Origin of the sequence: Micromonospora cynarisoli, from assembly GCF_030518815.1 — a bacterium.
Taxonomy (GTDB): Bacteria; Actinomycetota; Actinomycetes; order Mycobacteriales; family Micromonosporaceae; genus Micromonospora; species Micromonospora wenchangensis.
The window spans coordinates 6,395,124-6,409,077 of record NZ_CP130426.1; the positions used below are offsets into that span (position 1 = coordinate 6,395,124).

Sequence of the window (13,954 nt, forward strand, 5' to 3'; positions counted from 1 at the left end):
GGCAACCGTAAGCGTTCGTTGCCTCAAGCAACAACCGGACGTGGCACGGCTCTATTCCCCCGGCCCGGGGCACGCCAGGGTTCAGAAGGTCTCGTTGAACCGGTGCATCAGCCGGGCGAACTCCTCGACGTCGCGCTTGGGCCAGGTCTCCATCGACCGGTTGATCTGGTCCATCCGGGCCGACCGGGCCGCGTCGAAGCGCCGGGTGCCCTCCTCGGTCAGCCGCAGCTGCGCCGCCCGCCGGTCGACCGGGTCCGGGTCGCGGCGCACCAGGCCCAACGCCTCCAGCCCCTGGATCTGCCGGCTCAGCGTGCCCTTACCGATACCCAGCTGGACGGCCAGGTCGGTCAACCGGGTCGACCCGGACCGGCGCAGCCAGAGCAGCAGGCCGTACGCGTTGGGCTCCAGGTTGGGGTGCACCTCCCGGGCGATCTCCCAGGACAGCGCACGGCCCCGGCGCAGCAGCGCGGTCAGTTCGTGCTCCAGCACGCGCAGCGTCTCCGGCAGATGATCGTCCACGGCACCGAGGGTACGTGGCGCGGGTCACTTCGCCGAGGAGAGCCGCTGCCGGGCCACCTCACGCAGGTGCCCGTCGCTGGTGGTGCCCTCGATCAGCACCTCCGCCTCCCGCCCGTCGTGGCGCAGGGTGCTCACCGCGTTGCCGAAGTACGGGCCGGCGAGCTTCTTCCAGCGCACCGTCGGGCGGCGCACCCCGGCGGAGCGGGCCAGCGCCCGGGTGGCCGCCGCCGGCCCCGCGCTCCAGCCCAGCTTCATCAACGGGCGCATCGCCGCCGGCACCTGGTTGTGGATCGGGGAGCAGGTGAGCTGGTGCACCGGGGTACGCACCGCCGGGTCGTCGAACCGGGCCCGGGCCACGTACGAGTGGTGCACGTCGCCGGAGAGCACGCTGATCGACGCCGGCGCCGGGTACGCGGGCCCCGCGCCGACCCGGTCCCCGGTGACGCCCGGGGCACCGCTGCCCAGCCGTACGAAGAGCGCCCCGAGGGCGTCGAACGAGCGGCGGAACGCGGCCCAGTGCTCCAGGTCCAGCGCCCGGCGCAGCTTCTCGGCCAGCCCGGCGACCCACGGCCTGCCGGAGTCGGCCAGCTTCTCGTTCCACGCCTCCACGTGGTGGATGCCCGGCGGCAGCAGCCAGGGCAGCGACGCGCCGACCACCAGGTGGTCGTACACCCCGTGGGCCCGGTCCAGGAACCAGGACCACTCGCCGGCCGGCAGCATCGACCGGGCACCCGGTTCGAGCACCCGGCTGCACCTGTTGTCCAGCATGACCAGCCGGGTGCGGCCCAGGTCCAGCGCGTAGCTCCACTGGTACTGCACGGCCCGCCAGCGTTCGGTGTCGTGCGCCTCGTCGGCCTCCCGGTCCACCCGCTCGCCGAACTCGCGCAGCACGGCGGTGGCGTCCTCGGCGGCGACGACCTTGGCGTAGAGCGGGTCGGCGGCGATCTCGTCCGGGGCCAGGTTGCCCAGGTGCTGGTAGACCCAGTAGGAGGCCAGCCCGCTGTGGATGCGCTCGGCCCACCAGGCATGCCGGCGCATGTCGGCCCGCCACGACTTCGAGGTGTTCCAGTCGTCGATCACCTCGTGGTCGTCGAAGATCATCACGCTCGGCACGGTGGACAGCAGCCAGCGGATCTCCGGGTCACGCCACGACTCCAGGTAGAGCTTGGTGTACTCGTCGAAGCTGACCACCTGGTCGGCCGGGGCGTCCTCCGGCCGCCGCCGACGCCGCTTGAGCAGCCGCCTGACCGTGGGCGAGGTGACGTCGGCGTAGACCTGGTCACCGAGCAGCACCAGCAGGTCGGGCAGGTCGTCCGGGTCGGGCGCGGCCATCAGTCGGCGGGCGTACGCGTCCAGCGCGTCCGGGGGCAGCTTGCGGGTGGTGTTGTGCTGGGTGGTCTCCCGGCACGACCCGAAGATCAGGCTGACCGGCTGGTCCCGGTCGTCGGCCGCCCTGGTCCGGATCACGCTGGGCGGGAACCCGTCGCGGGCCACCGGCCAGACCAGCTCGTCGTCGACCAGCACCTCGTAACCGGTGGCCCGGTCCGGGGTGAGCCCCTCCACCACCACCAGTGCGTAGTGGTGGTCGTACGCGGAGAAGGTCGGCGCGGAGCCGGTGGCGCCGTCGGCCGTGCGGACGGTGACCACCGCGGGCCCGCTGGTCTCCACCCACACCGTCGCCCGGGTGCCGACGACCCGGCGCAGCAACGGGCCGATGAGCAGACGGGACTCGGGCATGGGTGGCACCTCCGAGGAGAAGACGATTCATCTTTTCTACCCCGTGGGCGGGTGGGTCACCCCCGGCAGCGGCGAGCGTACCCGCAGCTCGCCCGGGTCTGGAGGCGGTGAGTGGGACGCGGTCGTCGGCATCTGACAGGATTTCGGCATGACGGACTACCTCCTCGTCGCACTGGCCCTGCTCGGCGTGCTGATCCTCGGCGGCCTCGGCCTGGTCGTGCCCCGGCTGCGTCGGCGTGCCGCACCCCCGCTGCCGCAGACCGAGGTCGACACCCGGGCCGAGGAGGACCTGGCCGGGCCACCCGTCGAGGCGGCCGAATCCGACCTGTCCACCGGTGTGCTGGTCGAGCCGCCGGTGCTCGCGCCCCCGCCGCTGGAGGTCCCCGAACCCACCGCCGGCCGGCTGGTCCGGCTGCGGTCCCGGCTGGCCCGCTCGCAGAACGCCTTCGGCAAGGGCCTGCTCGGTCTGCTCGCCCGCGACCACCTCGACGAGGACGCCTGGGAGGAGATCGAGGACAGCCTGATCACCGCCGACGTCGGCATCGACGCCACCCGCGACATCGTCGACCGGCTCCGCGAGCGGACCCGGGTGCTCGGCACCCGCTCCGCCGGTGAGCTGCGCGACCTGCTCGCCGCCGAGCTGGTCACCGCCCTCGACCCGGGGCTGGACCGGTCGCTGCGCACCACCGGCCGTGACGGCATGCCGGCGGTGCTGCTGGTGGTCGGGGTCAACGGCGCCGGCAAGACCACCACCTGCGGCAAGATCGCCCGGGTGCTGGTCGCCGACGGGCGCTCGGTCACCCTCGGCGCGGCCGACACCTTCCGGGCCGCCGCCGCCGACCAGCTGGAGACCTGGGGCGGCCGGGTGGGCGCCGAGACGGTCCGGGGCGCCGAGGGCGCGGACCCGGCCAGCGTGGCCTTCGACGCGGTCCGCCGGGGCATCGACGCCGGCACCGACACGGTGCTCATCGACACCGCCGGCCGGTTGCAGAACAAGATCGGCCTGATGGACGAGCTGGGCAAGGTCAAGCGGGTGGTGGAGAAGCACGGCCCGGTCGACGAGACCCTGCTCATCCTGGACGCCACCACCGGGCAGAACGGGCTGGAACAGGCCCGGGTCTTCACCGAGGTGGTGAACGTGACGGGCGTGGTGCTGACCAAGCTCGACGGGACGGCCAAGGGTGGCATCGTGATCGCCGTCCAGCGCAAGCTCGGCATCCCGGTCAAGCTGGTCGGTCTCGGCGAGGGCGCGGACGATCTGGCCCCCTTCGACCCGGCGCAGTTCGTCGACGCGCTGCTCGGCACCGAGCCGCTCGCCGGGGACGCGTAACCTCGCGGTGAGCAACGACGATCGCGCGTACGCCGGGTGGCGTGACCCCCGCCATGCGGCGCCGGGCCTGGGGAGACCGTACGTGACCTCGCAGGAGATCCCGCTGCACGGCGGGAACGTGAGCACAGTGGTCCGGGTCGGCGACACCGTCCGGCGCAACGCCGGCCCGTGGACGCCCTCGGTGCACGCCCTCCTGCGCCACCTGGAGTACGTCGGGTTCACCGGCGCTCCCCGGGCGCTGGGGATGGACGAGCGCAACCGGGAGGTGCTGTCCTACCTCGAAGGGGAGTGCGGGGAGTACCCGCTGGCCCCGCACTGGGTCACCGACGAGGCGTTGGTGACGGTGGCGACGATGCTGCGGATGTTCCACGACGCCCAGTACGGTTTCGCCCCGCCGCCCGGCGCGGTCTGGCGCTCGTTCGGCCCGCCGCCACCGGACACCGAGGTGATCTGTCACCACGACGCCGCCCCGCACAACGTGATCTGGCGGCCCGACGGCACCCTCGGCCTGATCGACTTCGACCTCGCCTCGCCCGGGGCCCGGATCTACGACGTGGCGTACGCGGCCTGGACCTGGGTGCCGATCTTCGCCGACCGGGACTCGATCACGCTCGGCTGGAAGCACCCGGACCGGCCCCGCCGGCTGCGGCTGTTCGCCGACGCGTACGGGCTGATCCCCCGGGACCGGCACCGGCTGATCCGGACCATCCGCAAGCGGATCGTCGACCACGTGGAGGGCATCCGGCGGATGGCGGCGGCGGGGGAGCCGGCGTTCGTCCGGATCGTGCACAAGGGTCACCTCCGTCGCCCGATGCGTGATCTGCGCCTGCTCGACTACGAACGGCACGCCCTGGAGTACGCCCTGCGCTGACGGTGGGCCCCGCGTGAGCCGGGTCCGCTGACCCTGTGCGCCGGGCGCGCGGAGTGCCCCTCCGATCGACCGCAACGGGGAAAGAGTGGCCGTTCGTTGCCGGAACGGCCACTCTTTCGTATCCGGGATTTCATGATCGAGGTTCTTCACACGCCGGAAACAACCCGTCACGTGTCGGAAATCGAGGGGTGTCGGTCCAGGAAACAGCCGCCCACCAAGCTTCCGCGCAACCGGCGTACGGGCGACGCTGCCCCGGAAGCCGCGAAGGAGGGAACTTCACCTTTAGGAGGCCAGCGTGCCTGAAGCACCGACGATCGACGGCGGCAACACCGTTTGGCTGCTGGTTTCGACCGCTCTCGTGCTGCTCATGACCCCCGGACTGGCGCTGTTCTACGGCGGCCTCAACCGGGCCAAGGGCGTGCTCAACATGATGATGATGAGCTTCTCCGCCATCGGGCTCATCTCTGTTCTGTGGTGGTTCTACGGTTTCAGCATTGCTTTCGGGACCGACGTCAACGGTTTCTGGGGCGACCCCGGTGCGTACCTCGGCACCAAGACCTTCCTCGCCGAGACCGACCTGTGGGGCGCCACGGCGGAGAACCCCAGCGGCATCGGCGTCCCGCTGTACGTGTTCATGGCGTTCCAGATGGTCTTCGCGGTGATCACCGTCGCGCTGATCAGCGGGGCGATCTCCGACCGGGCCAAGTTCGGCGGCTGGCTGCTGTTCGCCTTCGGCTGGGCCACCCTGGTCTACTTCCCCGTCGCCCACTGGGTGTGGGGCGGCGGCATCATCGGCGGCAAGATCCACGCGCTCGACTTCGCCGGTGGTACGGCGGTGCACATCAACGCCGGTGCGGCGGCCCTCGCCGTCGCCCTGGTGCTCGGCAAGCGGCTCGGCTGGCCGCGTGAGGGCATGAAGCCGCACAACATCCCGCTGGTCGCGCTCGGCGCCGGCCTGCTGTGGTTCGGCTGGTTCGGCTTCAACGCCGGGTCGGAGCTGACCGTCGACTCGGTCGCCGGGCTGGCCTTCATCAACACCCAGCTCGCCACCGCCGCGGCGGTGCTCGGCTGGATCGCGGTGGAGTGGATCAAGGACAAGAAGCCGACCATGGTCGGTGCCTCGTCCGGTGCCGTCGCCGGTCTGGTCGCCATCACCCCGGCCTGCGGCTTCATCGCCCCCTGGGCGGCGGTCCTGCTCGGCATCGTCGCCGGTGTGGTCTGCGCCCTGGCCATCAGCCTGAAGTACAAGCTCGGCTACGACGACTCGCTCGACGTGGTAGGCGTGCACTTCGTCGGCGGCTGGATCGGCTCGCTGTGGCTTGGTCTGTTCGCCACCAACTCGGTCAACGCCGCGATCAGCGACGTGGTCGGCGCCTCCGACGGCCTCTTCTACGGCGGCGGGGTCACCCAGTTCGGCCGCCAGGCCCTCGCCGGTCTGATCGTGACCGCCTGGTCGTTCGGGATCGCGTGGGTGCTCGCCTTCGTCATCGACAAGACCCTCGGCTTCCGGGTCAAGGCCGACGACGAGGTCGAGGGCATCGACATCACCGAGCACGCGGAGAGCGGTTACGACCTCTCCCCGAGCACCGGCGGCGCCGGTGGCGGGGCGTTCGCGATGGCCGGGATCACCCCGGGCGGCGCGAAGCCGGCCTCCCCGGAGGCCGCCGCGCCGGTGGACGAGAAGGTCGCCGGTTAACGTTCGGAGAATGGAGGGCTTGGACATGAAGCTGGTGACCGCGGTCATCAAGCCGTACCAACTGGACGCGGTGAAGGAGGCCCTGCACGCCCTCGGCGTGGCCGGCCTGACCGTCAGCGAGGTCCAGGGGTACGGGCGTCAGAAGGGGCACACCGAGGTCTACCGGGGTGCCGAGTACACGGTCGAGTTCCTGCCCAAGATCCGGGTCGAGGTGCTCACCGACGAGATGGACGTCGACAAGGTCGTCGACGCGATCGTGGCCGCCGCCCGCACCGGCAAGATCGGTGACGGCAAGGTCTGGGTGACCGGCGTGGAGGAGGTCGTCCGGGTCCGCACCGGCGAGCGCGGCCTCGACGCCCTGTAGGAGGACCTGTAGATGACCTCGTCGACCAGGAGGAACGCGTCGGACGACAGCACCGACGCAGGGACGGACCTCCTGGTCGACGGGGTCGTCGGGGTTCCGGCAGGCATCGGCGAACCGGCCCGGGGCGCCCGGGCCGGGGCGTTCGACGCCTGGCTGCACGGCCTGCTGCCGGCCCGGGAGGGCATCGCGCTGATCGCCGTCGGCGGCCTCGGCCGTCGGCAGTGCGCCCCGTACGGGGACCTCGACCTGGTGCTGCTGCACGCCGGGGTGGCCGGGGTGGACGAGTTGGCCGCCTCGCTGTGGTATCCGATCTGGGACGCCGGGGTCCGGCTCGACCACTCCGTGCGTACCCTCGCCGAGGCGCTGTCGGTGGCCCAGGACGACGTCAAGGTCGCCCTGGCCCTGCTCGACGCCCGGTTCGTCGCCGGTAACCGGGCACTGGCCGACACCCTCACCCGGACCGCCACCGACCACTGGCGGCGGACTGCCGTCCGTCAGCTGCCCGCCCTGCGGGAGATCACCGAGGTGCGCTGGCGTACCCACGGCGAGCTGGCCTTCCTGCTCGAAGGCGACCTGAAGGAGGCCGCCGGCGGGCTGCGTGACGTGGGCATCCTGCGGGCCATCGCCACCGCCGGGATCACCGACGCGCTGCGCCCCGCCGTCCGCGCCGCCCACCTGCGGCTGCTGGACACCCGCGACGCCCTGCACCAGCAGGTGGGCCGCCGGGTCGACCGGCTGGTCGCCCAGGAACGCGCCGGGGTCGCCGCGCTGCTCGGTCTGCGCCAGTCGTCGGCCGAGACCGCCGACGCGGGGACGCGGGCGGACGCCGGCGACGGTGACGCCCTGCTGCGCCGGGTGGCCGGCGACGCGCGCACCGTCAGCCACGCCCTCGACGACGCCTGGCGGGCCGCCGACCGGCTCCGCTCCGGCCGCCGCCGGGGCGTCGACGGCCGGCCGCTGCGCCGTCCGGTCGCCCGCGACGTGGTCGAGCACGACGGGGAACTGGTGCTCGCCCGGACCGCCATCGGGGCCCGACCCGACCCGAGCCTGTCGCTGCGGATCGCCGCCGCCGCGGCCACCCACCGGCTGCCGATCGCGCGGGCCACCTGCGAGTGGCTGGCCGCGTACTGCCCGCCGCTGCCCGCGCCCTGGCCGCCGGCCGCCCGGGCCGCGTTCATCACCCTGCTCGGCGCCGGTCCCGGTCTGGTGCCCGCCTGGGAGACCTGCGACCGGTACGGCCTGATCGACGGCTGGCTGCCCGAGTGGACCAGGCTGCGCAGCCTCCCCCAGCACAACCCGGTGCACCGGTTCACCCTCGACCGGCACCTGGTGCAGGCCGCGTACGAGGCGAGCCGGCACACCCGCGACGTCGAGCGCCCCGACCTGCTGCTGATCGGCGCGTTCCTGCACGACATCGGCAAGGGGCTGGACGGCGACCACTCGACCGTCGGCGCGCCGCTGGCCGAGGCGGTGGCCACCCGGATCGGTCTGCCCGCCGAAGAAGCGGCGCTGATCGGCACGCTGGTCCGGCTGCACCTGCTGCTGCCCGACGTGGCGACCCGCCGCGACCTGTCCGACCCGAAGACGATCGCCGGGGTGGCCGAGCGGGTCGGCGACACCACCACGCTGGAGTTGCTGCACGCCCTGGTGCTGGCGGACGCCGCCGCGACCGGCCCGGCCGCCTGGTCCGGCTGGAAGGGGCGGCTGATCGCCGAGCTGGTCGCCCGGGTGCGGACCACCCTGGACACCGGCGTGGTGCCCGCCCCGCCGGCCCCGGACCCGGCGCTGGTCACCGGGCCGCTGCCGGTCGTCCACCTGACCGAGGACCGGGTGGCGGTGGCCGCGGCCGACCGGCGGGGGCTGCTCGCCACGGTCGCCGGTTGCCTGGCCCTGCACCGGCTGGAGGTGATCTCGGCGGACGCCGCCACGATCGACGGCCGGGCCCTGGTCGAGTGCCGGGTGCAGCCGCGCTACGGGCTGGCCCCGGACCCGATCGCGCTCAGCGCCGACCTACGTCGCGCGGTCACCGGCGACGTCTCGGTGACCCAACGGCTGCGCGGCCGGGCCCTGGCCGCCCGCAGCGGGGGCGCGGCCCCCCGGGTCGTCTGGCACCGGGAGGCGGCCACCGACGCGGTCCTGCTGGAGCTGCGCGCCGCCGACGCGGCCGGCCTGCTCTACCGGGTCACCTGCGCGCTCGACGAGGCCGGGGCGCAGGTGCGCGCCGCCCGGATCTCCACCCTCGGCGGCGACGTGGTCGACGCGTTCTACCTGGTCGGTGGTTGGCCGTCGGACGAGCAGCGGGACCGCGTCGAGGCCGCCGTGCTCGCCGCCGTGTAGGACCGCCCGGCCGTGGGCGGTGCCCGCCCGGGTCCGCCCCCCACGTGGTGCCGGCGGACCCGCCGGTGCCGGCGTCCACCGGTCCGGGCCGGCCGGCGCGTCGTGGGCGGCCCCCGTGCGCGGGGCCGGAGCGGGCGCGCGGGTGGCGGGCTACCCTAACGGTGGGCTGGACAGCCGGCCCGGCCGCACCTGTGCCCGCCGATGACGACATACGGGATGTTCGCGTGTTTGACACCTTGAGTGACCGCCTGTCCGGAATCTTCACCAAGCTCCGTGGCAAGGGCCGGCTCACCGACGCCGACATCGACGCCACCGCCCGCGAGATCCGCCTGGCGTTGCTGGAGGCGGACGTCGCGCTGCCGGTGGTGAAGGGCTTCATCGCGAACGTCAAGGAGCGGGCCCGCAGCGCGGAGGTCTCCCAGGCGCTCAACCCGGCCCAGCAGATCGTCAAGATCGTCAACGAAGAGCTGATCAGCGTGCTCGGCGGCGAGGGTCGGCGGCTCCAGTTCGCCAAGCAGCCGCCGACCGTGATCATGCTGGCCGGCCTCCAGGGCTCCGGTAAGACCACCCTCGCCGGCAAGCTGGCCCGCTGGCTCAAGGCCCAGGGGCACCAGCCGCTGCTGGTCGCCGCCGACCTCCAGCGTCCCAACGCCGTCGGGCAGCTCCAGGTGCTCGGTGGCCGCGCCGGCGTCGAGGTGTACGCCCCGGAGCCCGGCAACGGCACCGGCGACCCGGTGCAGGTGGCCCGCGCCTCGATCGAGCACGCGAAGCGGGCCGCCCGGGACATCGTCATCGTCGACACCGCCGGCCGGCTCGGCATCGACGCCGAGATGATGCAGCAGGCCGCCGACATCCGGGACGCGGTCGACCCCGACGAGGTCATCTTCGTCATCGACGCGATGGTCGGCCAGGACGCGGTCCGCACCGCCGAGGCGTTCCGCGACGGCGTGGGCATCACCGGTGTCGTCCTGTCCAAGCTCGACGGCGACGCCCGGGGTGGCGCCGCGCTGTCGGTGCGGGAGGTCACCGGCCAGCCGATCCTGTTCGCCTCCACAGGTGAGAAGCTGGAGGACTTCGACGTCTTCCACCCCGACCGGATGGCCAGCCGGATCCTCGGCATGGGCGACGTCCTCACTCTGATCGAGCAGGCCGAGCAGGCCTTCGACACCGATCAGAAGGAGAAGATGACCGCCAAGCTGATGGGCGGTGAGCAGTTCACCCTGGAGGACTTCCTCGACCAGCTCATCGCGGTGCGGCGGATGGGCCCGATCGCCAACGTGCTGGCCATGATGCCCGGCATGGGACAGATGAAGGACCAGCTCGCCGAGCTGGACGACAAGCACTTCGACCGGGTCACCGCGATCATCAGGTCGATGACGCCGGCCGAGCGGACCAACCCGAAGATCATCAACGGGTCCCGGCGGGCCCGCATCGCCGGTGGTTCCGGGGTCACCGTGATGGACGTCAACCAGCTGCTCAACCGCTTCGCCGATGCGCAGAAGATGATGAAGCAGATGGGCGGCATGATGGGCCTGCCCGGTGGGGGCCGGCGCAAGGCCACCAAGTCCCCGAAGAACAAGCGCAAGGGCACCAAGGGTGGCAACCGGCCGCGCAGCGGCGCGGGCGCCGGGCTGCCGGGCGGCTTCCCGGGTGGCATGCCGCAGCTCCCGCCGGGGATGGACCCGAACGACCTGGCCGGCGGCCAGGGGCTGCCCCCGGGCTTCAAGCTGCCGAAGATCGACTTCAACAAGCTCGGCAGGGGCGACAACCGGCCCCGCTGACGCGTGTCGGTGGCGGACTACCAGCAGCGCACCCACACCGAGGACCTGTTCGTCACCGGGCAGCCGTGGAAGGTCTCGGTCGACCTGCCGGCGTTGACCGCCCGGAAGAACGACCTGCTCGCCCCCGCCGGGCGGTGATCGGGTAGGACTGTGCGCATGGCTCTGCATGTGCGCGGTGTGCTCCTGCCCGACGACGAGGTCCGGGACGTCTGGCTCGACGGCGACCGGGTCACCTTCGACCCGGTGCCCGACGCCCGGACGGTCGCCGACTCCGGGTTCGTGCTTCCCGGCCTGGTCGACGCCCACTGCCACCTCGGCATCGCCCGGGGCGGCACCCCCGTCACCTCCCTCGACCAGGCCCGTACGTTGGCCCGTACCGACCGCGACAGCGGGGTGCTCGCGCTGCGCGACGCCGGCTCGCCGTACCCGTACCCCGAACTCGACGACGAACCGGACCTGCCGCGGCTGGCCCGCGCCGGGCGGCACGTCGCCCCGCCGAAGCGCTACCTGCGTGACATCGGGTTGGAGGTCGGCGCGGCGGAGGTGGCGGCGGCGGTCACCGCGCAGGCCGCCGCCGGCAACGGCTGGGTCAAGCTGGTCGGTGACTGGATCGACCGGGGCGTCGGCGACCTCGCGCCGGCCTGGGACGCCGACACGATGGCCGCCGCCGTGGCCGCCGCGCACGCCGCCGGGGTACGCGCGGCGGTGCACACGTTCAGCGAGTCGGCCGTGGAGATCATGGTGAAGGCCGGGGTGGACTCGGTGGAGCACGGCACCGGGCTGAGCCTCGACCTGATCGACCTGATGGCCCGGCAGGGCACCGCGCTGGTCCCCACGATGATCAACATTCGGACCTTCGGGGGCATCGCCGCCGCGGCCCGTCCCAAGTTCCCCGGCTACGCCGACCACATGCTCGCCCTGCGCGACCGCTTCCCCGAGGTGGTGCGCGCCGCCCACGAGGCCGGGGTGCCGATCTACGTGGGCACCGACGCGGGCGGTGGCATCGACCACGGGCTGGCCGCCGAGGAGATGCTGCTGCTGCACGAGCAGGCCGGCATGCCCGCCGTCGACGTCCTCGCCGCCGCCTCCTGGCGGGCCCGGCAGTGGCTCGGCTTCCCCGGCCTGGTCGAGGGCGGCCTCGCGGACCTGGTCGTGTACCCCGAGGATCCGCGCCGCGACCTGCGGGTGGTCCGGGCGCCCAGCCGGATCGTCCTGCGCGGCCGGGTGGTCCGCTGACCGGCCGCCCGGGTCGGCCACGGCCGTCCCACGCGCCGGTTCCTCCGCCGGGCACGGTGGTCGACGGCCACGGGTGCTCCTCAGCGCACCTCGAGTTCGTACTCGGCCTCGACCCAGAGCCGCTCGCCGTCGTGGCCGGCGAAGGTCAACCGGTGGGTGCCCGGCGCCGGCGGCGGCACCAGCCCCCACAGGCCCCAGCAGGAGACCTGCACCGGCCACGGCCAGGCGGTGACGACGTTGTTGAAGAACCCCCGGACCGGGAACGAGGCGGCGGAGCCGGCCGCCCGTACCGGCACCGCGGCCCCGTCCAGATCGGCGTGCCCGCTGGCGTCGGGCATCGGCTCGGCCGGCTCGTCGCGGCGACCGAGCTGCCAGTAGCAGTACGCCGGGAAGAACAGGGGTCGGTCCGCCGGCACCACGCAGCGCCGGCTGACCCCGCCGCCGAACGTGCCCGCGAGGAACCACACGTCGTCCGGCTGGTGACGCCCGCCGTGCCGGCCGCTGTCGTCCTTGACCGGGTTGATCGGCTGGCGGTGCGCGGCCACCCAGGCCACCCAGCGGGCGGCGAGCGGGGCCAGGGCCGGCGCCGGGTCGGAGAGCATGACGGCAGATGGTAGTGCGGACGCGCCCGGCTGCGTCGACCCGTCGGGGGGCGCATAGGATGTGCGGTCATGGCTCGCGTGCTCACTCCCCGTGCGGAGGACTTTCCCCGCTGGTACCAGGACCTGATCGCCAAGGCGAAGCTGGCCGACAACGGCCCGGTCCGGGGGACCATGGTCATCCGACCGGCCGGCTATGCCATCTGGGAGCGGATGCAGGCCGAGATGGACGCCCGGATCAAGGCGGCCGGCGCGGAGAACGCGTACTTTCCGCTGTTCATCCCGGAGAGCTACCTCAAGCGCGAGGCGGAGCACGTCGAGGGCTTCTCGCCGGAGCTGGCGGTGGTCACCCACGGTGGCGGCAAGCAACTCGCCGAGCCGGTGGTGGTGCGCCCCACCAGCGAGACGGTGATCGGCGAGTTCATGGCCAAGTGGATCGACTCGTACCGGGACCTGCCGCTGCTGCTCAACCAGTGGGCGAACGTGGTCCGGTGGGAGTTGCGTCCGCGGGTCTTCCTGCGGACCAGCGAGTTCCTCTGGCAGGAGGGGCACACCGCCCACGCCACGCGGGAGGACGCCCGCGCCTACGCCCGCAAGATCCTGCACGAGGCGTACGAGGACCTGATGGTCAACGTGCTCGGCATCCCGGTCGTGGTGGGCCTCAAGACCGCCCGGGAGCGCTTCGCCGGGGCCACCGCCACGTACACGTGCGAGGGCATGATGGGCGACGGCAAGGCCCTCCAGCTCGGCACCAGCCACGAGCTGGGGCAGAACTTCGCCAAGGCGTTCGACATCAGCTACTCCTCGGCCGAGGGCGGTAGGGAGCACGCCTGGACGACGTCCTGGGGCACCTCCACCCGGATGCTCGGCGGGCTGATCATGGCGCACGGTGACGACAACGGGCTGCGGGTCCCGCCGAAGCTGGCCCCCGTCCAGGCGTACGTCATGATCGTCAAGGACGGCGAGGGCGTCGGCGAGGCGGCGGCCAAGCTGCGCGACGCGCTGCGCGACGCCGGGGTCCGGGTCGCGCTCGACGACCGCACCGACACCGCGTTCGGCCGCCGGGCCGTCGACGCCGAGCTGCGCGGCTATCCGGTACGCGTCGAGGTCGGCCCCCGCGACCTGGCCGCCGGCAACGCGGTCGTGGTCCGGCGGACGGACGGCTCGAAGGCCCCCACCCCGGTCGCCGACGTCGTCGGCGCGGTCCTGGCCGCCCTGGAGGCCGACCAGCAGGCCCTGCACGACGAGGCGCTCGCCCACCGGCGGTCCCGCACCGTCGAGGTGTCCACCCTCGCCGAGGCGATCGAGGCGGCGGCCACCGGCTGGGCCATGGTGCCCTGGTCGGCCGTCGGCGTCGCGGGCGAGGCCGAGGCCAACGGTCAGGGCGTCACCGTCCGGTGCCTGCTGCGGGCCGACGGCTCCGTGCCGGACAACGAGGACGAGCCGGACCTCACCGCCATCCTGGCCCGCGCCTACTGAGCCGG

At 73.2% G+C, this 13,954-nt stretch carries 12 protein-coding genes; 9 read left to right on the forward strand and 3 right to left on the reverse strand.

Features of this window, described 5'->3' with window-relative positions:
* Window positions 1–81: 81 nt before the first annotated feature.
* Together Q2K16_RS28205 and Q2K16_RS28210 are read right to left on the reverse strand one after the other, a co-directional pair.
* Complete coding sequence (locus Q2K16_RS28205) at window positions 82–519, reverse strand: MarR family winged helix-turn-helix transcriptional regulator (RefSeq protein ID WP_240762663.1); 438 nt, start codon at window positions 517–519, stop codon at window positions 82–84.
* 24 nt (window positions 520–543) lie between these two features.
* Window positions 544–2,256 carry a DUF7800 domain-containing protein gene (locus Q2K16_RS28210; protein WP_302741261.1) on the reverse strand — a complete coding sequence of 571 codons (1,713 nt, stop codon included), beginning with the start codon at window positions 2,254–2,256 and terminating at the stop codon, window positions 544–546.
* A 148-nt stretch (window positions 2,257–2,404) separates the two neighbouring features.
* Between Q2K16_RS28210 and ftsY the strand changes: the two genes are divergently transcribed.
* The 8 genes from ftsY to Q2K16_RS28250 all read left to right on the forward strand — a co-directional run bounded on the left by ftsY (window position 2,405) and on the right by Q2K16_RS28250 (window position 11,871).
* Complete coding sequence (ftsY, locus tag Q2K16_RS28215) at window positions 2,405–3,586, forward strand: signal recognition particle-docking protein FtsY (protein ID WP_302741263.1); 1,182 nt, start codon at window positions 2,405–2,407, stop codon at window positions 3,584–3,586.
* Window positions 3,587–3,593: 7 nt separating this feature from the next.
* A complete protein-coding gene (locus Q2K16_RS28220) occupies window positions 3,594–4,457 on the forward strand; it encodes a phosphotransferase (RefSeq protein ID WP_194822858.1) in 864 nt (287 codons plus the stop codon).
* 295 nt (window positions 4,458–4,752) lie between these two features.
* A complete protein-coding gene (locus tag Q2K16_RS28225) occupies window positions 4,753–6,153 on the forward strand; it encodes an ammonium transporter (RefSeq protein WP_302741264.1) in 1,401 nt (466 codons plus the stop codon).
* Window positions 6,154–6,178: 25 nt separating this feature from the next.
* Window positions 6,179–6,517, forward strand: coding sequence for a P-II family nitrogen regulator (locus Q2K16_RS28230; RefSeq protein WP_067307311.1), 339 nt, complete (start codon window positions 6,179–6,181; stop codon window positions 6,515–6,517).
* A 12-nt stretch (window positions 6,518–6,529) separates the two neighbouring features.
* On the forward strand, window positions 6,530–8,854 hold the full coding sequence (locus Q2K16_RS28235; protein ID WP_302741265.1) for a [protein-PII] uridylyltransferase: 2,325 nt from the start codon (window positions 6,530–6,532) through the stop codon (window positions 8,852–8,854).
* A gap of 224 nt (window positions 8,855–9,078) precedes the next feature.
* Window positions 9,079–10,635, forward strand: coding sequence for a signal recognition particle protein (gene ffh, locus Q2K16_RS28240; RefSeq protein ID WP_088646712.1), 1,557 nt, complete (start codon window positions 9,079–9,081; stop codon window positions 10,633–10,635).
* 9 nt (window positions 10,636–10,644) lie between these two features.
* A complete protein-coding gene (locus Q2K16_RS28245) occupies window positions 10,645–10,773 on the forward strand; it encodes a hypothetical protein (RefSeq protein WP_302741268.1) in 129 nt (42 codons plus the stop codon).
* A gap of 18 nt (window positions 10,774–10,791) precedes the next feature.
* On the forward strand, window positions 10,792–11,871 hold the full coding sequence (locus Q2K16_RS28250; protein WP_302741270.1) for an amidohydrolase family protein: 1,080 nt from the start codon (window positions 10,792–10,794) through the stop codon (window positions 11,869–11,871).
* Window positions 11,872–11,951: 80 nt separating this feature from the next.
* Here the strand turns inward: Q2K16_RS28250 and Q2K16_RS28255 are convergent, their stop codons facing one another.
* Window positions 11,952–12,473, reverse strand: coding sequence for a hypothetical protein (locus Q2K16_RS28255; protein WP_302741272.1), 522 nt, complete (start codon window positions 12,471–12,473; stop codon window positions 11,952–11,954).
* A 69-nt stretch (window positions 12,474–12,542) separates the two neighbouring features.
* Between Q2K16_RS28255 and proS the strand changes: the two genes are divergently transcribed.
* Complete coding sequence (gene proS / locus Q2K16_RS28260; RefSeq protein ID WP_302741274.1) at window positions 12,543–13,949, forward strand: proline--tRNA ligase; 1,407 nt, start codon at window positions 12,543–12,545, stop codon at window positions 13,947–13,949.
* The last annotated feature ends 5 nt before the right edge of the window (window positions 13,950–13,954 follow it).

Coding starts and splice junctions, on each gene's coding strand:
- Q2K16_RS28210 (WP_302741261.1), bottom strand. CDS start 2,256: ATGCCCGAGTCCCGTCTGCTCATCGGCCCGTTGCTGCGCCGGGTCGTC.
- ftsY (WP_302741263.1), top strand. CDS start 2,405: ATGACGGACTACCTCCTCGTCGCACTGGCCCTGCTCGGCGTGCTGATC.
- Q2K16_RS28230 (WP_067307311.1), top strand. CDS start 6,179: ATGAAGCTGGTGACCGCGGTCATCAAGCCGTACCAACTGGACGCGGTG.
- Q2K16_RS28235 (WP_302741265.1), top strand. CDS start 6,530: ATGACCTCGTCGACCAGGAGGAACGCGTCGGACGACAGCACCGACGCA.
- Q2K16_RS28250 (WP_302741270.1), top strand. CDS start 10,792: ATGGCTCTGCATGTGCGCGGTGTGCTCCTGCCCGACGACGAGGTCCGG.
- Q2K16_RS28255 (WP_302741272.1), bottom strand. CDS start 12,473: ATGCTCTCCGACCCGGCGCCGGCCCTGGCCCCGCTCGCCGCCCGCTGG.
- proS (WP_302741274.1), top strand. CDS start 12,543: ATGGCTCGCGTGCTCACTCCCCGTGCGGAGGACTTTCCCCGCTGGTAC.